This window comes from Croceitalea vernalis, assembly GCF_031846405.1.
GTDB lineage: Bacteria > Bacteroidota > Bacteroidia > Flavobacteriales > Flavobacteriaceae > Croceitalea > Croceitalea vernalis.
On record NZ_JAVRHU010000001.1, the window covers coordinates 1,280,977 to 1,304,517 of the forward strand.

Consider the following 23,541-nt stretch of genomic DNA (forward strand, 5'->3'; position numbering starts at 1 on the left):
AAGGTGTAATCATAAAACAAATTGATTTGAACAACATTTTACAAGAAATAGAACAGCCGAAGACCAATGCTCAAGAAGGGGTTTTAACTATGAATGCTCTGGAAAGCGAAGCAATATATATTTTTAGAGAAGTAGTAGCGCAATTTGAAAGACCAGTTCTACTATTTTCAGGAGGTAAAGACTCCATTACTTTGGTTCGTTTGGCGCAAAAGGCTTTTTGGCCTGCTAAAATTCCATTTCCTTTAATGCATATTGATACTGGGCATAATTTCCCAGAGACAATTGCCTTTAGAGATAAATTAGTGGAAGAACTAGGTGTTGAACTTATCGTACGAAATGTACAAGATGCTATTAACCAAGGTAAGGTAATAGAGGAGACCGGAAAATATGCTAGTCGAAATATGTTACAGACGACTACACTTCTAGATGCGATAGAAGAATTTAAGTTTGATGCCTGTATTGGTGGAGCTCGAAGAGACGAAGAAAAGGCTCGAGCCAAAGAACGTGTTTTTTCTGTACGCGATGATTTTGGACAATGGGATGAGAAGAATCAAAGGCCAGAATTATTTGATTTATTAAATGGTAAAATTGACTTAGGTCAAAACGTTCGTGTTTTTCCAATCAGTAATTGGACTGAACTTGACGTATGGAGTTATATTGAAAGCGAAGAAATAGAGATTCCTTCTATTTATTTTGCGCATGAAAGAAGTGTTTTTTTAAGAGATGGTTTAATATGGTCCGCTGAAGATGAGGTAGTTTTTAGAGCAGAAGACGAAGTTGTTGAAGAACGTATAGTGCGTTTTAGAACTGTTGGTGACATGTCGTGTACGGCGGCAGTTGAATCTAATGCAGATACCATTCAAAAAGTGGTTGCAGAAATTAGAGATTCAAAAATTTCTGAACGAGGAGCACGTATTGATGATAAACGCTCAGAGGCGGCAATGGAAAAAAGAAAACAACAAGGTTATTTTTAGGTATGGACGTATTGAAAATTGCAACAGCCGGTAGTGTTGATGATGGTAAAAGTACTTTGATAGGAAGGTTACTTTACGATACAAAATCATTAACAGACGATAAGTTAGAAGCTATTAAAAAAAGTAGCGAGAAAAAAGGTTATGATTATCTCGATTTTTCTTTAGCTACAGATGGTTTGGTAGCTGAACGTGAGCAAGGTATTACCATTGATGTGGCCCATATTTATTTTTCAACTCCACGAAAAAGCTACATTATAGCCGATACACCAGGGCATATAGAATACACTCGTAACATGGTTACAGGTGCATCAACATCTCAGGTTGCTTTAATTTTAATTGATGCTAGAAAAGGAGTTATAGAGCAAACCTACCGTCATTTCTTTATCAATAATTTGCTCCGAATTAAAGAGGTGATTGTTGTTGTCAATAAAATGGATTTGGTAGATTATGCTGAAGAAGTTTTTGAAGATATTAAAGCCAATTTCGAAAAACTAAATACCAAGAGTACTTATGATGAGCAAAATGTAAGTTATGTTCCAGTGAGTGCTTTAAATGGAGATAATGTGGCAAATAAAAGTGAGGCCATGTCATGGTATGATGGTGAAACAGTTTTAGAACGATTAGAGAAAATAGATTCAGTCACTAGTAATGACATTGACTTTGTTCGTTTCCCCATTCAATCTGTTATTAGACCAAAAACAGAACAGTTTCATGACTTCAGGGGATTTACTGGAAAAATATATGGAGGTAGTTTAAAAATTGGAGATGAAATTACGGTTTTGCCGTCCTTAACTAAATCAAAGATTAAGGAAATTTATTTTTATGATGAAGTATTTGATAGGGCTAGTCCAGGCAGTTCAGTCACTATCACATTGGAAGATGAGGTAAATGTTACAAGAGGCGATATGTTAGTTAAAAATGACCAGCTTCCCATTGTAAATAAAGAAATGAGTGCTACTGTTTGTTGGATGGATAATAAACAATTGCGTGCAGGTAATAAATATTTTGTTCAACACAATACTAACCGTGTTTTGTCAAAAATTTCGGCGGTTAAAAATACCATTACCACAGATTTTTCAGGAAGCAGGCCGTCTGAAGGAAAATTAGATTTAAATGAAATAGGTGAGGTTGATATAAAATTGAGTAGGCCTATTTTCTATGATTCATTTGTAGCCAACAAAGCTAATGGCTCATTTATTTTAATCGATGAACAAACAAATGCCACAGCAGGCGTAGGTTTCATTAATTGAATTTGAAACCGTTAATATGAATAAGGTTACTAAATAATTTAAACCTAGTAATCCTATAGGAAAAATAAATTAATGAAACTATAAAATGACACTTTCTTTTTGAGGGGTCAAGCCTAACAATGAAAAGTTTTAGAACAGAAATAGAAAATCCAGTAGTCGAAAAAGATATTCTAGAATTAGAACATAAAATCAACGAGTTCCAAAATGGAAAATTAGATGAAGAGAAATTTAGAAGTCTTCGTTTAGCTCGTGGAGTTTATGGCCAACGGCAACAAGGCGTTCAAATGATTCGAATAAAACTTCCTTACGGTAAAGTTTCGTCTAAACAATTGAAACGTATATGTGATGTATCTGATGAATATTCTACTGGAAGATTACATATAACAACCCGTCAAGATATACAAATTCATTATGTTGATTTAAATCGAACGCCTGAATTATGGGCAGAGCTGGAGAAAGATGAAGTTACTCTTAGGGAAGCATGTGGCAATACTGTCCGTAATGTTACCGCTAGTGAAACAGCTGGAATAGATGTGAATGAACCTTTTGATGTTTCACCATATGCTGATGCTTTATTTAGGTACTTTTTAAGAAACCCTATTAGTCAAGAAATGGGAAGAAAATTTAAAGTTTCCTTTTCTGCTAGTGACGCCGATACTGGGTTGTCTTATATGCACGACTTAGGTTTTATCGCAAAAATACAACGTGGCGTAAAAGGATTCAAGGTTATGCTTGGTGGAGGCTTAGGTTCTCAACCACGTCATGCCGATGTCTTATTTGAATTTTTGTCTTCTGATAAAATTATTCCTCTTATGGATGGAGTGATTCGAGTGTTTGACCGGTATGGAGAACGTAAAAGTCGAGCAAAAGCTAGAATGAAATTTTTACTGAAAGATTTAGGTCTTGAGGGGTTTAAAAAATTGTTAGCTGAAGAGCAAAAAGCTATTCCTCATGTTTTAGTTCCAATTAATGCCTTGTCTTATCCAAAGATAAAAGTAGCCAATACCGCAATACCTAATGTAAAGATTGGTAATCAAGAAAAATTCAACCAATGGAAATCGACCAATTTAATACCTCAAAAACAAGGTGGTTTTGTAGCGATTGGAATTAAAGTGCTATTGGGAGATTTTTATACTGATAAAGCTAGAATCTTAGCTGATTTGGTTAAAAATTATGCAGCAGGAGAATTCAGATTATCACTGAGACAAAATATTTTGATTCCTTTTGTTAAAAAAGAACTTATTCCATTTTTCTATACTGAATTAGAAAAATTAGGTTTTGTAAGTGCTGGTTATAATAAAGCTTTGGACATTACCGCTTGCCCAGGAACGGATACCTGTAATTTAGGTATTGCGAGTAGCACAGGCATTGCTGTAGAATTAGAACGAATAATAAAGACTGAATATCCACAATACATTTCTAATTCAGATGTAGTCATTAAAATTAGTGGCTGTATGAATGCGTGCGGACAGCATAATATGGCCAATATTGGTTTTCAGGGTATGTCTATAAGAACTAAAGATAAATTGGTGGCACCCGCTCTTCAAGTGTTATTGGGTGGTGGTAACATTGGTAATGGAGAAGGTCGGTTTGCAGATAAAGTTGTTAAAGTACCAAGTAAAAGAGGTCCACAGGCACTTCGTTTAATTCTAGATGATTTTGATAGGAACGGGAATGGAATGTCTTATGCTGATTATTATCGCTACAAAGGCGAACATTATTTTTATGAATTCTTAAAACCTCTAACCGCTATAGACAATCTTGCTCAAGAAGATTTTATCGATTGGGGAAATAAAGAACGTTACGAAAAGGCTATAGGCATTGGGGAATGTGCAGGAGTGGTTATTGATTTAATAGCTACACTACTTTATGAAAGTGAAGAGAAGATCAAAAGTGCATCCGAGGCTTATGAAGAGGGTAAATGGGCTGCAAGTATTTATTATTCTTATGCATCGATGATTAATTCTGCAAAAGCCTTATTAACTGCCGAAAAAACTAAGGTAAATACCCATGCGAGTATTATAAAGGATTTTGACGAAAAATTTGTAACCTCTGGGAGGTTTATAGTCGACGGGGGTTTTGAAAAATTGGTACTTCAATTAAATAAAAATGAACCTAATGAAGCTTTCGCCGAAAGCTATTTAGTAGATGCAAAAGAATATTTGATTCAAGTTGAAAAATTTAGAAAACAGGAACTTCAAGAAGTATAACATGCGATATGCTATAAATAACTCAAGTAAGAATACACCCCCTTTAGGTAACTTAGAAAGGAAGGGACGTCTAACAGTTATAGGATCCGGACCAGGAGATAAAGAATTAATTACTTTAAAGGGAATTAAGGCTTTAAAAACTGCAGAAGTAGTACTCTATGATGCTTTGGTGAATAAAGAACTACTTGAATTTGCCCCTAATGCTGAATTAATTTTTGTAGGCAAAAAAAAGGGATGCTATAGCTTTCAACAAGAGCAAATAAACGAATTAATTGTTGAAAGAGGTCAGTTAGGAAAACATGTTGTTCGATTAAAAGGAGGTGATCCTTATGTTTTTGGTCGTGGGGCAGAAGAAATGGAATTTGCAGCCGAACGAGGCCTAAGGGTAGATTTTGTTCCAGGGATTTCCTCATCACTTTCAGTGCCTGGTAGTCAGCATATTCCTGTGACTAAAAGAGGTTCGTCAGAAAGTTTTTGGGTAATCACAGGAACGACCAAAGAACATAAGCTTTCAAATGATATAGCCTTGGCAGCGCAATCCTCGGCCACTGTTGTTATTCTAATGGGAATGTCAAAATTACCGGAGATTATGGAATTATTCAAAGTAGCTGGTAAGGCAGAAACTCCGGTTGCCATTATTCAAGATGGCACAACAAAAAGAGAGAAAATAGGAATTGGCACTGTTGCTTCGATTGAATCCAAGGCAAGGGAGCAGCAGTTGTCCAACCCAGCAATTATAATTATAGGTGAAGTTGTAAGGCACCGAGAACAACTAATGGCACTAGCTAAAAAACAAGAATTAGAAACGAATTTGAAATGATTAAAACAGATATAGTAATTATTGGAGCAGGACCAACTGGATTATTTACAGTTTTTGAAGCTGGCTTATTAAAGCTAAAATGTCATTTAATAGATGCTTTGCCGCAACCAGGAGGTCAATGTTCTGAGATTTATCCAAAAAAACCTATTTATGATATTCCCGCTTTTCCTGAAATTCTTGCAGGTGATTTAGTTTCTAATTTAATGGAACAAATAAAACCTTTTGAACCAGGTTTTACTTTGGGAGAAAGAGCAGAAACCTTAGATAAACAAGAAGATGGCTCCTATATCATTACTACAAACAAAGGAACTCAACATCAAGCTCCAGTAGTAGTAATTGCTGGCGGATTGGGTTCTTTTGAACCACGTAAACCACCAATTAATAATATCATTGATTTTGAAGACAAAGGGGTTGCATATATGGTAAAAGACCCTGAAGTATATCGTGATAAAAAGGTAGTCATTGCAGGTGGCGGTGATTCCGCCCTTGATTGGGCAATCTTCTTGGCAAATGTAGCTTCTGAGGTTGCGTTAGTCCATCGAAGAAATGAATTTCGAGGCGCGTTAGATTCCGTTGAAAAAGCTTCGGAATTAGCTAAACTTGGTAAAATTAAATTATTCACCGAAGCCGAAGTAAAAAAACTTTATGGAGATGAAAAATTAGAAGCCGTTGTTATAAAGCACAATAATCAAGAAAAAGGGGAAACCTATTTAGAGGTTGATAATTTTATACCATTATTTGGACTTTCACCAAAATTAGGACCCATTGCGAACTGGGGTTTAACTCTTGAAAAAAATGCAATAAAAGTTAATAACGCTAAAGATTACCAAACTAACATACCGGGTGTTTTTGCAATTGGTGATGTGAATACCTATGAAGGGAAACTTAAATTAATCTTATCAGGATTTCATGAAGCGGCAATTATGTGCCAATATGCATATCAACTGATTAACCCTGGTAAACGATACATTATGAAATATACCACCGTTGGAGGAGTTGAGGGATTTGATGGTTCTATAAAAGAAGCAAAAAAAGAAGTAGTACAGAGTATTTTATAAAAAAGAGTAATTAGCTATTGACCCTCTAATTCAAAAGCTGGTTAGAGGGTTTTTATTAAGCTTAAAATTTAAAAAAAGGAAGCTATAATTTGTGTAAGAACAAACTGTGACTTTAATTTGCATCTAGTTCATTTATAAACTGAAATTGTTATCAAGAAAGGCGGAGGGATTAGACCCAATGAAGCCTTAGCAACCCTTTAACTTTAAAGAAGGTGCTACATTCTACCCAATTTGGGATTAGATAACCAAAAGAAAGCTAGTCTTACCTTTTCCTTACTTGATCTATACAATTTTATAATTACGTTATAAGCGGGAAAATTGTAACATGATTAAGGAAATACTGAATAAAAGAATATTGATTTTAGATGGAGCCATGGGCACCATGCTTCAGCGTTATAAATTTAGTGAAGAAGATTTTAGAGGTGAGCGTTTTGGCGCTTGGGAACATCCGTTACAAGGCAATAACGACTTATTATCACTAACCCAACCAAAAGCTATTGCTGAGGTCCATCGAAAGTATTTTGCAGCTGGGGCTGACATTGTGGAAACAAATACTTTTTCGGGCACTACTATTGCCATGACCGATTATCATATGGAAGAATTGGTTTACGAGCTCAATTATGAATCTGCACGTATTGCTAAAGAAGTTGCTCAAGAGTTTACTGAAAATGAACCTCATAAACCACGATTTGTGGCTGGTAGTATTGGGCCAACCAATAAAACGGCAAGCATGTCGCCAGATGTAAATGACCCTGGATTTAGAGCGGTTTCTTTTGACGAATTACGAATTGCATATAAACAACAAGTTGAGGCTTTGCTAGATGGTGGAGCAGATATTTTGTTGGTTGAAACTATTTTCGACACTTTAAATGCTAAAGCAGCATTGTTTGCCATTGAAGAGGTGAAAGAAGAACGTAATATTGATGTGCCTATTATGGTAAGTGGCACTATTACCGATGCATCAGGTAGAACACTATCTGGTCAAACAGCTGAAGCATTTTTAATTTCAATTTCCCATATTCCAATCTTATCGGTTGGCTTTAATTGTGCTTTAGGGGCTAAACAATTGGTGCCTCATTTAGAGGTGATTTCTGCTAAATCTAATCATTTCACATCAGCCCACCCTAATGCTGGATTACCAAATGCCTTTGGAGAATACGATGAAACCCCTGAACAAATGGCCGCTCAAATAAAAGATTATGTAGAAAAAGGCTTGGTTAATATTATTGGTGGATGCTGTGGCACTACTCCAGAACATATTAGCGCGATTGCAGAGGTTGCAAAAGAATTTGAGCCTAGACCTTTAAAACTAGTAAACGTATGATTTTAGAAGTCGCTGTTTTACAGATTAAAGCCGGAATGAGTTTAGAATTCGAACTAAATTTTCAGAAGGCTAGTTTGATTATTTCTCATATGAAAGGATATCTCAATCATCAATTGAAAAAATGTGTTGAAAAAGAAAATCAATATTTACTACTTGTTAATTGGGAAACCATTGAAGACCATGAACAAGGCTTTCGAAAATCAAAGGAATATCAAGAATGGAAGAATTTACTCCATCATTTTTATGAACCCTTTCCAGAGGTCTTACACTACAGTTGATGACAGAACAAAAATCAAAATATTTGAAGCTTTCAGGTCTAGAACCGTTAGTGATAACTTCTGAAACTAATTTTGTAAATGTTGGGGAAAGAACTAATGTCGCTGGTTCCAAGAAGTTTTTGAGACTCATTAAAGAAGAAAAATTTGATGAGGCATTAGAAGTAGCAAGACATCAGGTTGAGGGCGGTGCCCAAATCATTGACATAAATATGGATGATGGTTTAATTGATGGTAAACATGCCATGGTTAAATTTTTAAATTTAGTTATCGCCGAACCAGACATTGCCCGTGTTCCAATCATGATTGATAGTTCTAAATGGGAAATTATTGAAGCTGGTCTTAGAGTGGTTCAGGGCAAATGTGTGGTGAATTCAATTAGCCTTAAAGAAGGTGAATCCGAATTCATTCGCCAAGCAAAATTGATAAAAAGATACGGAGCAGCTGTAATAGTTATGGCTTTCGATGAAGTTGGACAAGCGGATAACTTTGAACGAAGAATAGAAATTGCTGAACGTTCTTATCGTGTTTTAGTAGATAAAGTCAATTTTGCTCCAGAAGATATCATTTTTGACCTCAATATCTTCCCTGTAGCTACAGGTATGGATGAGCATAAATTAAATGCCCTTGATTTTATTGAGGGAACACGCTGGGTTAAAGCAAATTTGCCGCATTGCAGCGTAAGTGGCGGTGTTAGTAATGTTTCCTTTTCATTTAGAGGAAATAATCCTGTTCGAGAAGCCATGCACTCTGTTTTTTTATATCATGCCATCAATGCAGGAATGAATATGGGTATTGTTAACCCTGCTATGCTCGAGGTTTATGATGATATTCCAAAAGACCTATTAGAACATGTAGAAGATGTTATTCTTAACCGTAGAGATGATGCCACAGAACGATTGCTCGATTTTGCTGAAACAGTTGTTGGTAAGGCCAAAGAAAGTACCATTGATTTGTCGTGGCGTGAAGAACCCTTGCAAAACCGAATAACAAGAGCTTTAGTAAAAGGTATTGATCAATATATTATTGAAGATATTGAAGAAGCACGGCAAAAAGCTACAAAACCTCTTGAAGTTATTGAAGGTAATTTAATGACTGGTATGAATGTGGTTGGCGATTTATTTGGCAGCGGAAAAATGTTTTTGCCGCAAGTGGTAAAATCTGCTAGAGTAATGAAAAAGGCTGTAGCCTACTTGGAACCCTACATTGAAGAGGAAAAATTAAAATCTGCCCCCCAACCCCCAAAGGGGGAGCAATATTGGAAAACCGCTAATCCTGTCGTATATAAATTACTTAAGGAGTTTGCGAAAAAAATGCGTCATAGCCCGACCCCTTTAGAAGAAATGCTCTGGAATGCCCTTAGTAATAAAAACTTAGATGGATTTAAATTCAGAAGACAACATATTATTGGAGAGTTCATAGCGGATTTCATTTGTCTAAAACAAAATTTAATTGTCGAAGTTGATGGACTACATCATCAATTACCTGAAAATAAAAAGAATGATGCTGAACGAACTTCTTGGCTAGAGAGTGAAGGCTACAGAGTTATAAGATTTACTAATGATGAAGTTCTTGGAAATCTTGAAAAAGTTCTCGAAGAAATACACGAAAAACTTTTAAGTCCTCCCCCTTTGGGGGAGTTAGAGGGGGCTGGAGCAGGCAAGATATTAATGGCAACCGTAAAAGGAGATGTTCATGATATTGGTAAGAATATCGTGAGTGTGGTATTGGCTTGTAATAATTATGAGATTGTAGATTTAGGGGTGATGGTGCCTCCGGAAAAGATTATTAATGCCGCTATCGAGCATAATGTTGATATTATTGGATTAAGCGGACTAATAACACCTTCACTTGATGAGATGGTGTTTTTAGCCAAAGAAATGGAACGGCAGCAGTTTAAAGTACCTTTATTAATTGGTGGTGCAACAACAAGTAAAGCACATACAGCTGTAAAAATAGACCCTCAATATCATAGCGCTGTAGTCCATGTAAATGATGCGTCAAGAGCGGTTACTGTTGTGGGCGACTTACTTCAAAAGGACAGTGCTGATGCTTATAAAGAAAATTTAAAACTCGATTACGAAGTTTTTAGAGATAAGTTTTTAAAAAGAACGAAGAAAAAAGAATATAAATCTATCGAAAAGGCGAGAGCCAATAAGTTTAAAATTGATTGGACCACTGCGGAGATATTCAAACCAAAGGAACTAGGTATTCAAATTATTGAGGATTTAGAACTGGAGAAATTGGTTGATTTTATCGACTGGTCACCCTTTTTTAGAAGTTGGGATTTACATGGAAAGTACCCTCAGATATTAAAAGATGAGATTGTTGGCGAACAAGCTACCGAATTATTTGCCGATGCCAAAGTCATGCTTGATAAAATTATTGCAGAGAAACAGCTTAAGGCTAAAGCTGTTTTTGGATTGTTTCCTGCAAATAGTACAAATGATGATGATATTGAGGTAGATCCAATTTCCGTCAGTTCGAGCTGTCATCCTGAACCTGTCGAAGGAGGAGTCGAGAACAAGGAAGAAGAGAAGACCATTTTTAGAACCCTCCGCCAGCAATTAGAACGAAGGGCTGGAGTTCCTGATTATGCTCTAGCCGACTTTATAGCTCCAAAGGAAACGGATCTTCAAGATTATATAGGTTGCTTTTGTGTTTCTACTGGTTTTGGTACTGCAGAGTTGGCAGCAGAATTTGAAAAAAAATTAGATGATTATAGTGCCATAATGATTAAGGCATTGGCAGATAGGCTTGCAGAGGCTTTTGCTGAGTATTTGCACAAAGAAGTTCGCACCAAGCATTGGGGTTATGCTGCTAATGAAGACTTAAGTAATGAGGATTTAATTAATGAATCTTACAAAGGAATACGTCCGGCTCCAGGTTATCCGGCCTGTCCGGACCATTTGGAGAAATTAAGCATTTGGAAACTGTTGCAAGTAGAAGAAAAGATTGGAGTAAAATTAACAGAAAGCTTGGCCATGTGGCCAGCTGCTAGTGTTAGTGGGTATTACTTTGCGAATCCGGAGGCAAAATATTTTGGTTTAGGAAAAATCAAAGAAGACCAAGTAAAAGACTTTGCAATCAGAAAAGGTATTGAATTGGAGATGGCTAAAAAATGGCTAGCACCAAATATTGCGGAAGCCCTCTAACCCCCAAAGGGGGGACACTATTAGTGTTGGATAGATTAAATAACAAATACAGAATGAAAAACAGAATACAGTTGAAAATTTCTAACTTAAAATTCCCCCTTTGGGGGCTAGGGGGCTCATGAAAGTAACAGACCATATAAAAAAGGCAAAGGGCGAAACACTATTTAGTTTTGAGATAATTCCACCGGTTAAGGGTCGGAACATCCAAGAATTATATAGCAATATTGACCCATTAATGGAGTTCAAACCTCCTTTTATTGATGTAACTACTTCACGTGAAGAGTACGTTTATATTGATAAAGATGGACTTTTAGATAAAAAACTGACACGAATGCGCCCAGGTACCGTAGGTATTTGCGCTTCTATTAAACATAAGTATGACGTTGATACCGTCCCGCATGTACTTTGTGGCGGCTTTACCAAAGAAGAAACCGAGTATCTGCTGGTAGATTGTCATTATTTGGGCATTGATAATGTAATGGCGCTGCGGGGTGATGCCATGCGTGAAGAAAAGTATTTTGAGGCCACAAAAGGAGGCCATCCTTATGCAACTAGCTTGGTAAAACAAATACAAGACTTAAACTGTGGTAAATACTTGCATGAGGTTATAGAGACCGACGACTGTGCAGATTTTTGTGTTGGGGTAGCAGGCTATCCAGAAAAACACTTAGAAGCCCCTTCTTTAACATCAGATTTAAAACGATTAAAAGAAAAGGTGGACGCTGGTGCGGATTATGTGGTTACTCAAATGTTTTTTGACAATAAAAAGTATTTTGAATTTGTTGACGCTGCCAAAAGTATGGGCATACAAGTACCTATTATACCAGGTATCAAACCTTTGGCTGTAAAACGACATTTACAGTTACTCCCGCAAGTTTTTCGCATAGATATTCCTGAAGATTTAGTTGACGCTGTGGAGCAATGCACTACCAATAAAGAGGTTCGGCAAGTAGGGGTAGAATGGGCTATTGAACAATCTAAAGAGCTCAAAGCTGCAGGTGTGCCCGTTTTACACTATTACTCTATGGGTAAATCTGATAATATTAAAGCCATTACCAAAGAAGTTTTTTAGGGTTTTAAGAAGTACACCTACTTTCTTAAAGTAATACTAGCTGATTGGAAAAATTTAAACGTTTATCACCATTTGTAAATATTTGTAAACGGAAATAACTTGTTATCATCTAAAAATCAATATGTTAACATGGTGTTCTTAATAAGCTTAAAGTTGCATATATTTATGTGTTAGGGAGAATTTGAAAATAGCCATTTTTAAACTATTGACTTTCTCAAAAAAAAACACTAACTTCGCCATTACTAAGTCCTTTACTTAAAGTGTAATAAATAGTTAGTTCACAGACGTAATAACTTTAAGTAAAGGACTTAGTAATGGTAAAAAGTACAGAACAAGGAAGAAAGCGGCTTAAGCCGCTTTCTTCCTTGTTCTGTTGTTCACACCTTTAGATATCTTCACAAAAAGTTAATTATCGTCTAAAAACCTAATATAATTCTGTCACAATTATTTACTATATTTGTGACAGAATTTATTTTAAAAAATGGCTGTATCTATTGAAAATAAAGTAAAAAAGACAATTTCAAATTATAAGACGGGCAAAATATTTTTCCCGTCAGATTTTTCAAAAATAGGAACTTCTACTGCTATAAGACAAGCCTTAAATAGATTAGAGGATAATAAATTCCTTTTGCGTTTAGCTCACGGTATTTATTTATATCCAAAAAAGCATCAGGTATTTGGTATTTTATATCCAAGTATTGAAGAAATCGCTATCGCAATTGCCAAAAGAGATAAAGCTAGAATAATACCCACAGGTATTCATGCTCTGAATAAATTAGGGTTATCTACACAAGTTCCAATGAACATTATATATCTAACTGATGGTTCTTCAAGGTCAATAAAAGTGAATAATGGAAGTATTAAATTTAAAAAAGCTTCACCAAAATTACTTTCGGTAAAAAGTGACAAAGTCATACTAATTATTCAAGCTCTAAAAGAATTAGGGCAAAAAAATATAACCTTAAAAGTAAAAGAAAGGATAAAACAAATATTGCTTACTGTTGACAAAGATTTAATAATACACGATGCGAAATTAGCTCCACAATGGATTACCCAAATTGTAAAAGAATTAATTGAACTATAAATTATGAAAGAATGGTTTAAATTATCAGAAGAAGACAGAAGAGTAGTAATAAATCAAGTAAGCTCAAAAACTGGATTACTTCCTGTGGCGGTAGAAAAAGATTTATGGGTAATGATAGCTCTAAATGCGATATTTTCTACTGAATTAGCTGAACACTTAGTCTTTAAAGGTGGAACTTCCTTAAGTAAAGCCTGGGGAATAATTGAGCGATTCTCCGAAGATATTGATTTAGCCATAGATAGGTCTTTCTTTGGTTTTAATGGTAATCTAAATCGGTCACAAGTTAAAAACCTTAGAAAAGCATCTTGCAAATATGTAGATGAAAAATTTCCTAAACTTCTAGCAAAAGCTCTTTTGGATAATGGTGTAAAAGAATTTGAGTTAAAAGTCACAGAGTTTGAAGAGTCAGATACAGACCCATTAGCCATAGAGTTAAATTATAATTCCTTAGTTGAAAAACAAGAATATCTTCAACCACGCATTCTTATAGAAATTAGTTCAAGGTCGCTAATAGAGCCATTTGAAAATAAAAAATTATCTTCAATAATTAGTACCATTTATTCAGGACAAAAGTTTATTGATAAACCTATCATAGTTCCTACTGTCACACCAACTAGGACTTTGCTTGAAAAAATGTTTTTATTGCATGAGGAATTTCAAAAGCCAAAAGATAAAAAAATCAGAAGTGAACGAATGACTAGACATTTGTATGATATTTCCAGACTTATTGATACCGAATATTTAGAAAGAGCTATTAACAATAAAAAATTATACGAAACAATCGTAAACCATAGAAGTAAATTGACGAAAATATCATGGGTGGATTATAGTACCCATAATTATAAAACTTTGAATTTTATTCCACCAAAAGAAATTATAGAAGAATATGAAAAAGACTATTCTGCTATGAAAGAGAGTATGTTTTATGGAGAAACAGAATCATTTGTAGATTTAATCAAAAAGTTGAAAAAATTAAATAGCCGGATTAATGAACTCCAATAAAACTCTCCCTAACACAACCTATAAACAATACGGGTTTCGGGCTTAATCGCAGGGTTTGTGTATTTTTATGAAGTCCGCAAAATCTTTTGGATTTTGCTCTGGACAGGAAAAAATAAATCAAAACAAAAAGATTTTGTTATGTGCGTGGTAGAAAATAAACGCCAGTTTACTCCCGTACTGTTAATAGCTCAACCGTTACTAAAAAAGCTCATCTAATTTTCAACTTTAAATAGGGATTAGTTTTACTTTTGGTACAGATGAATCTAAAGTTTCTGTATTGTCTTCTTTTTTCGGCCCTTTGTTGCTTTTCTCAAGAAGCCGATAACCCAAGAAAATATGTTCTTGATTTGAGCCAGTTTAATGGTTCTATTCTGTTACACAATACAGATATATCACATTTAATAACAGAACACCCTGGGGGTTTTATTCTTGGGTTTAATAGAAAACGATATGGCAAAGAAGCTTGGGAACGCGACTATGGGTACCCTGATACTGGGTTTACCTTTGCGTATCAAAACATGAAAAACCCAGTTTTGGGTCAAAATTTTGGTTTGTATGCGCACTATAATTTTTATTTTTTTAAACGCAATGTACAGTTTAGAATAGGGCAGGGAATAGCCTACACGACCAATCCCTACGATAAAAACACCAACTTTAGAAATAACGCTTACGGGTCCGATTTTTTAAGCTCTACTATGATGATGTTGAATTATCATAAAGAGAATTTGATAGCTGGTTTGGGTTTTAAAGCAGGTATATCGCTTATTCATTATTCCAATGCAAATTTTAGAGCTCCAAATACATCAACCAATACAGCTGCCTTAAATTTTGGTCTGACCTATGATTTAGATGGGGGTATTGTTTATGATTTTATTCCAAAACAACCTAAAGAAAAGCTAACCGAACCCATCAAATACAATTTGGTGCTAAGGGCAGGTATTAATGAAAGTGATGTTATTGGTTCAGGGCAGTATGGCTTTGTTATTTTTTCTGGTTATGCAGATAAACGATTAGGTAGAAAAAGTGCCCTACAATTAGGTGCTGATGTTTTCTTTTCTAATTTTTTAAAAGAATTAATTCGTTTTCAAAGCACCTCTTTTCCTGAAATGGAAGTTGCCCCAGATACTGATTTTAAAAGGGTAGGTTTATTTGTGGGTCATGAATTATTCATTAATAAAATGAGTGTTATCACCCAATTGGGGTATTATGTGTATTATCCTTTTGATTTTGAAGGTAAGGTGTATAATAGAATAGGTTTAAAACGCTATTTTGGAGATAAAATGTTTGGTAGTGTTACCCTAAAATCTCATGCTGCTGCAGCTGAAGCGGTTGAATTTGGAATAGGAATACGATTATAGATTTATATATGTTAGATAATAGAATTTTAATCAAAAATGCCCGTCAGGTCGAGCGGAGTCGAGGCCTTTTCTACGTATTTCTATTACTGGTGAATTCTTTTTTTATCCTAGGCTGTAACTCCGAAAATGCCTCTGACTGCTTTCAAAATTCGGGCGATATAGTTCGGGTTGAAGTTGATGTAGCTGCATTTACAACAATTACAGTTTTTGAAAATTTGAACGTGGTTGTAAAACAAGGCAACACACAAAAAATAGAAATTGAAACCGGCGAATTTTTATTAAATGATATTAGTGCTATAGTGGAAGGCAGTCGTTTAATCTTACGCAATGAAAATAGTTGTAATTATGTTCGCGATTATGGACTAACAACTATATACTTAACCGCTCCCAATATTTCAGAAATAAGAAGCAGTACCGGGGGCTTAATTTCAAGTGATGGGGTTTTAAACTATTCAGCTATAAGTTTATTGTCAGAAAGTTTTAGTCAGCCAGAGACAGAAACAACAGACGGTTCGTTCAATTTAGAACTTGATTCGGAAAATATCTCTATTCTAACTAATGGTATAGCATTTTTTAAACTTCAGGGTAGTGTCGAAAATATTGATATTTTCATAGCTGCTGGTGATTCAAGAATTGAAGCGGAAGGTTTAATAGCGGAAAATGTTGGATTAAATCACCGTGGTTCTAACGATATTTTTGTGAATCCTCAACAACGAATTTCTGGCACCATTAGAGGTTATGGAGATGTTATAAGTAGTAACCGTCCGCCTGAGATAGAAGTAGAAGCGCTATTTAACGGGAGATTACTATTTAGGGATTAATTAAAGTTTGCTTTCTATCCTGAATGAAATGAAGATTCTTTTTTGATTCGTTAGATTTTTAACTGTGTTCGAAATAACAAAATCATAATGTGAATTCACTAGTTACATATTTAAAAAACCTCTTCACAAATACTCCAAAAGTGAAATCTTTACAGGGTTTATTAGGTATAGATAGGAGTGAAGCTATTTTGCATAATCTTGTTGTGGAGAAAAGGGTGCCTGGTTTAGCTATAACCATTTTGAAAAATGGGGAAACGCTGCTTCAAAAAGGATTTGGTTATGCAGATATTGAGAATAAAACTCAAGTAAATCCCAAGGAAACTATTTTTAGAACTGCTAGTATATCAAAATGCATAACTGGTCTAGCCTTTGGTAAAATGGTTGAAGAAGGCATTTTAGATTGGGATGATTCTTTTTATAAGCACGTACCTTATTTCCCTTCCAAACAATTTGATTTTTCACTAAAACAATTGGCTAGTCATACCGCAGGTATTCGTGCATATAGAGGAAAAGAATTTGCATTAAACCAACCATACACTATAAAAGAAAGTATTCAAGTATTTGAGAATGACCCCCTAGTTTTCGCACCAGGAAAAGGGTATCTGTATAATAGCTTTGATTTTGTCTTACTTTCTTTGGCTATGCAAGAAGCCAGTGGAATTCCTTTTGAAGAATATGTTAAAGAAAAGATTTTGATTTCACTTGGAATGTTAAACACCTTTCCTCCCTCAGAAAATAAAACCGATAGTTCAAGTCGAATTCAGAACCAAGCCGAATTTTACACCAAAACTCCAATTGGGTTCAAAAAGGCAATCCCTGTAAATAATTTTTATAAACTAGCAGGTGGTGGTTATTTGGCTACATGTGAAGATATTACCAAATTGGGTCAAGCTGTTTTAGAAGAGAAATTATTAAAATCCGAAACCTATAAAACATTATTAAACGCTCAATTGATCAATGGCAAATCAACTTATTATGGCTTAGGATTTCAAGTTAGTCAAGATGAGCAAGGGAGACCTTTTTATGGACATATTGGAAGTAATGTTGGAGCTTATACCAACCTATTTATTTATCCTGAAGAAGAAATGGTGGTTTCTATTTTAGTAAATTGTACAGATTCAAAAGTGCAAAAGGAGTTTGATAAGGCAATAGAAAGCATCTTAGCGCAGATGGTCTAATTTAAAAAATTGAAAATATGTTTGTAGGTCATTATGCAGCAGCATTTGCATTAAAAGGAAAAGAAAAGAATTCTTCGCTAGGTTGGTTGTTTGTGGCTGTTCAATTTGTTGACATTCTATTTTTTCCTTTCGCTCTTTGTGGCCTAGAGTCTATGGAATTTATTCCTGGTTTTACTCAAACCAATGACTATAAAATGGAATTTCCGTTTACCCACAGTTTGCTAGGTAGTGTAGTTTGGGCTTTAATTTTTGGTGGAATATATTTTTTGATTTGGGGTCGTAAAAGATCTCGAGGTAAAAGAGTGGCAATAGTATTGGGCTTAGGAGTGCTATCGCATTGGTTTGCCGACCTATTTGTTCATACCCCTGATTTACCATTGCTTTATGAAGAACCCTATTTTGGCCTTGGTCTATGGCATAACAAGGCTGCTACTTTTATTTTAGAAGCAGTTTTATTAGCACTAGGACTTTGGTATTATCTGAAGCAAACTGTTGCTAAAACTAAACTGGGCAAATATGGAGCTTTTGGTCTTGTTCTATTTTTAATAGGAGTTAATTATTTGAACTATTATGTATTACCAGCTAACAATGATTTAAAAGCATTGACCTTTTCTGCACTTGCTTCTTTTTTAATACTGGCAGGATTAGCCTTTTGGGTAGATAAAAAAAGGATTTAAGAGGTTAACTCTGTAAATAGACTTTCTAAATTTTTATTCTTTTTACTAAGCTGAAGCGTTTTTAACTGGTTATCATGAGCAAAGTCAAAAACTGCAGGGCGCATATCTTTTGACGTATTAAAGGTGATGTCATATACAAAACCACCAGTATTTGTAACACTTATAACGTGTGGTAATTTGTTGAGCACAACTTCCTCAACACGATAATCAAATTCTACTTCAATGATTTGTTGCTCATCTTCTCTTAAATCTTCCAATTTTTTGTCCGCAACCAATTCCCCTTTATTTATGATGATAACTCGGTCGCAAACTGCTTCTACTTCCTTCATGATATGTGTTGAAAGTAAAATGGTTTTTTCTTTACCAATTTCACGAATCAGTTTTCTTATTTCAATAAGTTGATTGGGGTCTAAACCGGTAGTTGGTTCATCTAAAATAAGTACATCCGGGTCATGTAATAGAGCCGCTGCTAGACCAACGCGTTGGCGATATCCTTTCGATAATTGTCCTATTTTTTTATGAGCTTCAGTAGTTAATCCTGTTTGTTCAATAACAACACCAATTCGCTCTTTAGCCACCTTGTAGACATCTGCATTAAAGGCCAGATATTCTTTAACGTACATTTCTGAATACAAGGGATTGTGCTCTGGCAAGTAGCCAATATTTTTTTGAACCTTACTTTTTTCATCATTCACATCAAAATTATTGACCTTGGCCTTGCCAGAATCTGCCTGGTGGTATGTTGTTAACACACGCATCATGGTCGACTTACCTGCTCCGTTAGGGCCTAAAAACCCAACAATTTCTCCTTTATTTATAGAAAAAGAAATAGCATTTAAGGCTTTTTGATTTCCAAAGGTTTTGGTAATGTTTTCAACAAATATGGACATGAAATGGAATTTGATTTCAAAAATAAGATTTTCTATTCTTAATTATTCGTTTCGATATTCTTAAAAAAAATAGAATTAAGCATATTTATTTTCAGCGAATACTGAAATTCTTAAAAAAATTCTGAAAACTTGAGCACTATCTTTGATTTCTCAATGTATTGCCTAATCTTAGCCACGAATTACAACGAAATGACAAAAACGTATTTCTGGAACAGATTTTATTTCTACTTCTTTTTTAAAGGAAGTACGGGACTGTTGTAGTATACACCAAGTATAAAAAACAAATGAAGTCCCGATATAACATCGGGACTTTTTTATTGAATGAAACTTAAAGTAGCCATACAAGGAATAAAGGGGAGTAATCATCATCAGGTCGCTAAGGACTTTTTTGGAGACGACATTGATTTGGTGGAGTGTTTATCCTTTGACAAACTTATTGAACATTTGATAGAAGGTACAGCTGATAAAGGCGTTATGGCCATTGAAAATTCAATTGCAGGATCAATTATTCCGAATTATAATCTGATATATCACAACAATCTGCATATCATAGGTGAACATTACTTAAGTATTCATCATAATCTAATGGTAAAACCAGGCGTATCAATTGAATCATTAGTCGAGGTGCATTCTCATCCGATGGCACTATTACAATGTAAGGAGTTTTTCAAGCAATACCCTACAATTAAATTAGTAGAAGATGTTGATACAGCTGAAACTGCGAAAAGAATTCAAGAGCAAAATTTAAGAACTATTGGTGCCATTGCACCTAAAGTTGCTTCGGAATTGTATGATTTAGAAATCATCAGTCCTGAAATTCAAACCATTAAAAATAACGCCACCCGCTTTATCATTCTGAAAAAACAGAATAAGGTTTTACCAAAAAAAGAAATTAATAAAGCTTCATTGCGATTCATCACTGATCACAAAAGAGGCAGTTTGGCAACCGTTTTAAATGTTATGAGTGATTGTAATATGAATTTAACCAAGATTCAATCTTTACCAGTAATAGAAACTCCTTGGAAATATGCCTTTTTTGTTGATGTTACTTTTGATAAGTATGAAGACTTTGAAAAAGGAAAAGCCTTGTTAAAGATTATGTCTGAAGATTTAAGAATTTTAGGCGAGTATAAAAATGCGAGAAAAGGATGATAACTGCAGATAGATTAAAATCGGTTCAGGAGTATTACTTCTCTAAAAAATTAAGAGAGGTAAGAGGTTTGATAGATGATGGCAAGCCAATTATAAATATGGGTATTGGTAGTCCTGATTTGGCGCCATCTGCAAAAGTCTTACAAGTGTTGAAAGATGCTATTAGTGATGTTGGTGCGCATCAATATCAGAGCTACCAGGGCTTACCAAAACTTCGCGAAGCTATAGCGAAGTTTTATGATTTAAAGTTTGGTGTTTCTTTAAACCCAGTGAACGAGATTTTACCTTTAATGGGTTCTAAAGAGGGTATCATGCATATAAGCATGGCATATTTGAATAAAGGAGATGAAGTGTTGATTCCGAACCCAGGGTATCCAACATATGCCGCAGTAACGAAACTGGTCGAAGCGATACCAAGGACCTATGATTTAAATGCCGAGAATGCTTGGTTTCCAGACTTAAAGGCTTTAGGTCAACAAGATTTATCTAAAGTAAAACTCATGTGGTGTAGTTATCCGCATATGCCGACAGGAGCGACCGCCTCTAAAGAAAAATTAGAACAGTTGGTAAGATTTGCAACAGAACATAAGATAATATTAGTTAATGATAACCCCTACAGTTTTGTGTTGACGGAAGACCCGATAAGTTTGCTTTCTGTTAAAGGTGCTAAAGGTCATTGTTTAGAATTAAATAGTCTAAGTAAAACTTTTAACATGGCTGGCTGGAGAGTTGGAATGGTTTTAGGTAATGAAGAGAATATCAAGGCTATTTTGAAAGTGAAAAGTAATATGGATTCTGGAATGTTTTATGGGATTCAAAAAGGAGCTATTGCGGCTCTTGAAAGCGGCAAAGAGTGGTTTCAAGAATTAGATATAGTTTACCGTAGTCGAAGAAATTTGATGTACGAATTAATAGATAAAATTGGAGCAACCTATGACAAAGATGCGGTAGGTATGTTCGTTTGGGCTCGATTACCGAAAGGGTCAGTCAAAGCTGAAGATTTTGTAAACAATTTGCTTTACTCAAAAGATATTTTTATAGCACCAGGCACCATTTTTGGTAGTAATGGCGAAGGTTATATTAGATTTTCACTTTGCGTAAAAGAAGAAAAAATAAGAGAGGCAATTAAAAGATTTGAGTAATTAATTCCTTTTGGAAGGGTTATATATGGCTTATGAAAGTAGCAATAATTGGTGTTGGATTAATAGGTGGTTCTTTTGCAAAAGATGTGAAACGAATTTACCCCGCTGCTGAACTTTATGGTTTTGATGCTAATGAAGCCCATCTTAAAAAAGCCCTTGATTTAGGGTTGATTGACAAAAAAACAAACTATGATGGACTGGCTATAATGGATATGGTATTACTAGCGATTCCTGTTGATGTTTTAGTTAAGGAGTTGCCAAAAATATTAGATGCTGCCGGAGAAGATACTGTGGTTTTTGATGCCGGATCTACCAAAACTTTGATTTGTAAAGTGGTCGAAAACCATTCCAAAAGAAGAAATTTTCTTGCATGTCACCCAATCGCAGGGACAGAATTTTCAGGACCAGAGGCTGCTATTGAGAATTTATATGATGGCAAAACAAACATTATTTGCGAAGTAGAGAAAACAGCTTTTAAGCTACAAGAAAAAGCTTTGCAATTGTTTCAAGCTATGGGTATGCGTATACGATATATGAATGCTGAAGCTCATGATAAACATATCGCTTATGTATCTCATTTGTCACATATAAGTTCATTTATGTTGGGAAAGACGGTTATTGAAAAAGAAAAAAATGAACGTGATATTTTTGACATGGCTGGTAGTGGATTTGAAAGTACAGTGCGGCTTGCAAAAAGTTCTCCAGCAATGTGGACACCCATTTTTGAGCAAAATAAAGATAATGTGATTGAGACCTTAGCGGAATACATTCAAAATCTAGAACATTTTAAAAAGATGATTGAAAAGAATGATTTTGAAGGGGTCTACAGTGAAATGAATAATACCAATAAAATCAAGCAAATTTTAAACGGAATACCGTTAACCAAGTAATAACAACAAACATACTAAGCTGGTTTAAGCGAAGTGGAAATAAACAGAGAATAAGAGTACCTATGGAAAATTCAAAAGAGATGAGAACATGGTTGGATGATATGGCGTTGCATCATCCATTAGTAATTGCAGGACCATGCAGTGCTGAAACTGAAGAACAAGTATTGAAAATTGCTCATGAGCTAAAAGATACGGATGTTAATTATTACCGAGCTGGTATTTGGAAGCCGAGAACCCGTCCAGGTAATTTTGAAGGTGTAGGTGCAATTGGTCTTAAATGGCTTCAGAAAGTAAAGGAAGAAACTGGTTTAAAGACCGCTACAGAAGTAGCGAATAAGGCTCACGTTGAATTGGCCTTAGAGCATGATGTTGATTTGTTATGGATTGGTGCTCGTTCAACTGTTAGCCCTTTTATAATGCAAGATTTAGCAGATGCTTTAAAAGGCACTGATAAAATTGTTTTGGTTAAGAACCCAGTAAATCCTGATTTGGCTTTGTGGTTAGGTGGTATTGAAAGATTGCATACTGCTGGTATTAAAAAGTTAGGTGCAATACATAGAGGTTTTTCTACCTATGAGAAGACTAAATACAGAAATATTCCGGAATGGCAATTAGCTATTGAATTTCAGAACAGGTTCCCTGATTTACCATTAATAAATGACCCATCACATATTACTGGTAAGCGCGATATGATTTTTGATGTGTCTCAAACTGCATTGGATTTAAATTTTGATGGCTTAATGATTGAGACACATTTTGATCCTGATAACGCTTGGAGCGATGCAGCTCAGCAGGTAACACCGGATACTTTAGTTCAGATTATGGAAGATTTAAAAATTCGTAAAGAAGACGATAAAGAGGCTGAATACAACTCTAAATTAAGTAATCTTAGAACTCAAATAGATGTTATTGATAATCAACTTATCGAGACACTTGGGAAGAGAATGAAAGTTGCTGATGGTATTGGAGAACTAAAAAAACAGAAGAATGTCGCGGTATTACAATCAAACCGTTGGAATGCCATTTTAGGCAAAATGATATTAGAAGGCGAAAGTAAAGGATTGAGTGAAGAGTTTGTTTTAAGAATGTTTAAAGCCATCCACCAAGAATCAATAAATCACCAAGAGCGAATTTTAAAAGCCTAAAAGATTTAGATAATGTTAATTAAAAAAGCCATTTTGTAAGAAATGGCTTTTTTTTGTTCTAAGT

The 23,541-nt window shown here is 35.0% G+C and carries 20 protein-coding genes and 1 riboswitch; of the genes, 19 read left to right on the top strand and 1 reads right to left on the bottom strand.

What is annotated here, in order from left to right; translation table 11 throughout:
• Positions 1 to 35: 35 nt before the first annotated feature.
• The 15 genes from cysD to RM520_RS05855 all read left to right on the top strand — a co-directional run bounded on the left by cysD (position 36) and on the right by RM520_RS05855 (position 18,258).
• On the top strand, positions 36 to 974 hold the full coding sequence (gene cysD / locus RM520_RS05785; protein WP_311387396.1) for a sulfate adenylyltransferase subunit CysD: 939 nt from the start codon (positions 36 to 38) through the stop codon (positions 972 to 974).
• A gap of 2 nt (positions 975 to 976) precedes the next feature.
• Positions 977 to 2,224: a sulfate adenylyltransferase subunit 1 gene (locus RM520_RS05790; protein WP_311387289.1), complete on the top strand. Its 1,248-nt coding sequence runs from the start codon at positions 977 to 979 to the stop codon at positions 2,222 to 2,224.
• Positions 2,225 to 2,343: 119 nt separating this feature from the next.
• Positions 2,344 to 4,434 (top strand): HEPN domain-containing protein, encoded by a 2,091-nt coding sequence (locus RM520_RS05795; RefSeq protein ID WP_311387290.1) that lies wholly within the window; start codon positions 2,344 to 2,346, stop codon positions 4,432 to 4,434.
• A gap of 1 nt (position 4,435) precedes the next feature.
• Entirely contained in the window at positions 4,436 to 5,254 is an 819-nt protein-coding gene (gene cobA / locus RM520_RS05800) for a uroporphyrinogen-III C-methyltransferase (RefSeq protein ID WP_311387291.1), read from the top strand.
• On the top strand, positions 5,251 to 6,312 hold the full coding sequence (locus RM520_RS05805; RefSeq protein WP_311387292.1) for an NAD(P)/FAD-dependent oxidoreductase: 1,062 nt from the start codon (positions 5,251 to 5,253) through the stop codon (positions 6,310 to 6,312). Before cobA ends, RM520_RS05805 begins: the two co-directional genes overlap by 4 nt.
• A 145-nt stretch (positions 6,313 to 6,457) precedes the next feature.
• Positions 6,458 to 6,560, top strand: a riboswitch (SAM riboswitch).
• Between the two features lie 77 nt (positions 6,561 to 6,637).
• Positions 6,638 to 7,636 (top strand): homocysteine S-methyltransferase family protein, encoded by a 999-nt coding sequence (locus tag RM520_RS05810; RefSeq protein ID WP_311387293.1) that lies wholly within the window; start codon positions 6,638 to 6,640, stop codon positions 7,634 to 7,636.
• Positions 7,633 to 7,914 carry an antibiotic biosynthesis monooxygenase family protein gene (locus RM520_RS05815; protein ID WP_311387294.1) on the top strand — a complete coding sequence of 94 codons (282 nt, stop codon included), beginning with the start codon at positions 7,633 to 7,635 and terminating at the stop codon, positions 7,912 to 7,914. The genes RM520_RS05810 and RM520_RS05815 overlap by 4 nt, the downstream gene beginning before the upstream one ends.
• Complete coding sequence (locus RM520_RS05820) at positions 7,914 to 11,066, top strand: vitamin B12 dependent-methionine synthase activation domain-containing protein (RefSeq protein ID WP_311387295.1); 3,153 nt, start codon at positions 7,914 to 7,916, stop codon at positions 11,064 to 11,066. The genes RM520_RS05815 and RM520_RS05820 overlap by 1 nt, the downstream gene beginning before the upstream one ends.
• 118 nt (positions 11,067 to 11,184) lie before the next feature.
• On the top strand, positions 11,185 to 12,138 hold the full coding sequence (gene metF, locus RM520_RS05825; protein WP_311387296.1) for a methylenetetrahydrofolate reductase [NAD(P)H]: 954 nt from the start codon (positions 11,185 to 11,187) through the stop codon (positions 12,136 to 12,138).
• A gap of 481 nt (positions 12,139 to 12,619) precedes the next feature.
• Positions 12,620 to 13,222 (top strand): DUF6088 family protein, encoded by a 603-nt coding sequence (locus RM520_RS05830; protein ID WP_311387297.1) that lies wholly within the window; start codon positions 12,620 to 12,622, stop codon positions 13,220 to 13,222.
• Between the two features lie 3 nt (positions 13,223 to 13,225).
• Entirely contained in the window at positions 13,226 to 14,224 is a 999-nt protein-coding gene (locus RM520_RS05835) for a nucleotidyl transferase AbiEii/AbiGii toxin family protein (RefSeq protein ID WP_311387298.1), read from the top strand.
• Positions 14,225 to 14,481: 257 nt separating this feature from the next.
• Positions 14,482 to 15,582 carry an acyloxyacyl hydrolase gene (locus tag RM520_RS05840; RefSeq protein ID WP_311387299.1) on the top strand — a complete coding sequence of 367 codons (1,101 nt, stop codon included), beginning with the start codon at positions 14,482 to 14,484 and terminating at the stop codon, positions 15,580 to 15,582.
• A gap of 8 nt (positions 15,583 to 15,590) precedes the next feature.
• A complete protein-coding gene (locus RM520_RS05845; protein WP_311387300.1) occupies positions 15,591 to 16,403 on the top strand; it encodes a head GIN domain-containing protein in 813 nt (270 codons plus the stop codon).
• Positions 16,404 to 16,543: 140 nt separating this feature from the next.
• Positions 16,544 to 17,581, top strand: coding sequence for a serine hydrolase domain-containing protein (locus RM520_RS05850; RefSeq protein ID WP_311387301.1), 1,038 nt, complete (start codon positions 16,544 to 16,546; stop codon positions 17,579 to 17,581).
• A gap of 17 nt (positions 17,582 to 17,598) precedes the next feature.
• Positions 17,599 to 18,258: a metal-dependent hydrolase gene (locus RM520_RS05855; protein ID WP_311387302.1), complete on the top strand. Its 660-nt coding sequence runs from the start codon at positions 17,599 to 17,601 to the stop codon at positions 18,256 to 18,258.
• Here RM520_RS05855 and gldA read toward each other — a convergent pair.
• Complete coding sequence (gene gldA / locus RM520_RS05860) at positions 18,255 to 19,148, bottom strand: gliding motility-associated ABC transporter ATP-binding subunit GldA (protein WP_311387303.1); 894 nt, start codon at positions 19,146 to 19,148, stop codon at positions 18,255 to 18,257. The genes RM520_RS05855 and gldA overlap by 4 nt on opposite strands.
• Before the next feature lie 321 nt (positions 19,149 to 19,469).
• On the opposite strand from gldA, the gene RM520_RS05865 reads away from it, so the two are divergent.
• The 4 genes from RM520_RS05865 (at position 19,470) to RM520_RS05880 (ending at position 23,477) form a co-directional block, all read left to right on the top strand.
• On the top strand, positions 19,470 to 20,300 hold the full coding sequence (locus RM520_RS05865) for a prephenate dehydratase (RefSeq protein ID WP_311384769.1): 831 nt from the start codon (positions 19,470 to 19,472) through the stop codon (positions 20,298 to 20,300).
• On the top strand, positions 20,297 to 21,442 hold the full coding sequence (locus RM520_RS05870; protein ID WP_311387304.1) for a pyridoxal phosphate-dependent aminotransferase: 1,146 nt from the start codon (positions 20,297 to 20,299) through the stop codon (positions 21,440 to 21,442). Before RM520_RS05865 ends, RM520_RS05870 begins: the two co-directional genes overlap by 4 nt.
• Before the next feature lie 32 nt (positions 21,443 to 21,474).
• Complete coding sequence (locus tag RM520_RS05875) at positions 21,475 to 22,332, top strand: prephenate dehydrogenase (RefSeq protein WP_311387305.1); 858 nt, start codon at positions 21,475 to 21,477, stop codon at positions 22,330 to 22,332.
• A 62-nt stretch (positions 22,333 to 22,394) separates the two neighbouring features.
• Positions 22,395 to 23,477 carry a bifunctional 3-deoxy-7-phosphoheptulonate synthase/chorismate mutase type II gene (locus tag RM520_RS05880; protein ID WP_311387306.1) on the top strand — a complete coding sequence of 361 codons (1,083 nt, stop codon included), beginning with the start codon at positions 22,395 to 22,397 and terminating at the stop codon, positions 23,475 to 23,477.
• The last annotated feature ends 64 nt before the right edge of the window (positions 23,478 to 23,541 follow it).

What these genes read in the sequence shown, in the direction of transcription:
- RM520_RS05830 (WP_311387297.1), top strand. Translation starts at nt 12,620, where the DNA reads ATGGCTGTATCTATTGAAAATAAAGTAAAAAAGACAATTTCAAATTAT.
- gldA (WP_311387303.1), bottom strand. Translation starts at nt 19,148, where the DNA reads ATGTCCATATTTGTTGAAAACATTACCAAAACCTTTGGAAATCAAAAA.
- RM520_RS05805 (WP_311387292.1), top strand. Translation starts at nt 5,251, where the DNA reads ATGATTAAAACAGATATAGTAATTATTGGAGCAGGACCAACTGGATTA.
- RM520_RS05835 (WP_311387298.1), top strand. Translation starts at nt 13,226, where the DNA reads ATGAAAGAATGGTTTAAATTATCAGAAGAAGACAGAAGAGTAGTAATA.
- RM520_RS05840 (WP_311387299.1), top strand. Translation starts at nt 14,482, where the DNA reads ATGAATCTAAAGTTTCTGTATTGTCTTCTTTTTTCGGCCCTTTGTTGC.
- RM520_RS05865 (WP_311384769.1), top strand. Translation starts at nt 19,470, where the DNA reads ATGAAACTTAAAGTAGCCATACAAGGAATAAAGGGGAGTAATCATCAT.
- RM520_RS05815 (WP_311387294.1), top strand. Translation starts at nt 7,633, where the DNA reads ATGATTTTAGAAGTCGCTGTTTTACAGATTAAAGCCGGAATGAGTTTA.
- RM520_RS05880 (WP_311387306.1), top strand. Translation starts at nt 22,395, where the DNA reads ATGGAAAATTCAAAAGAGATGAGAACATGGTTGGATGATATGGCGTTG.
- cobA (WP_311387291.1), top strand. Translation starts at nt 4,436, where the DNA reads ATGCGATATGCTATAAATAACTCAAGTAAGAATACACCCCCTTTAGGT.
- RM520_RS05810 (WP_311387293.1), top strand. Translation starts at nt 6,638, where the DNA reads ATGATTAAGGAAATACTGAATAAAAGAATATTGATTTTAGATGGAGCC.
- RM520_RS05870 (WP_311387304.1), top strand. Translation starts at nt 20,297, where the DNA reads ATGATAACTGCAGATAGATTAAAATCGGTTCAGGAGTATTACTTCTCT.
- RM520_RS05820 (WP_311387295.1), top strand. Translation starts at nt 7,914, where the DNA reads ATGACAGAACAAAAATCAAAATATTTGAAGCTTTCAGGTCTAGAACCG.
- metF (WP_311387296.1), top strand. Translation starts at nt 11,185, where the DNA reads ATGAAAGTAACAGACCATATAAAAAAGGCAAAGGGCGAAACACTATTT.
- RM520_RS05875 (WP_311387305.1), top strand. Translation starts at nt 21,475, where the DNA reads ATGAAAGTAGCAATAATTGGTGTTGGATTAATAGGTGGTTCTTTTGCA.
- RM520_RS05855 (WP_311387302.1), top strand. Translation starts at nt 17,599, where the DNA reads ATGTTTGTAGGTCATTATGCAGCAGCATTTGCATTAAAAGGAAAAGAA.
- RM520_RS05795 (WP_311387290.1), top strand. Translation starts at nt 2,344, where the DNA reads ATGAAAAGTTTTAGAACAGAAATAGAAAATCCAGTAGTCGAAAAAGAT.
- RM520_RS05790 (WP_311387289.1), top strand. Translation starts at nt 977, where the DNA reads ATGGACGTATTGAAAATTGCAACAGCCGGTAGTGTTGATGATGGTAAA.
- RM520_RS05845 (WP_311387300.1), top strand. Translation starts at nt 15,591, where the DNA reads ATGTTAGATAATAGAATTTTAATCAAAAATGCCCGTCAGGTCGAGCGG.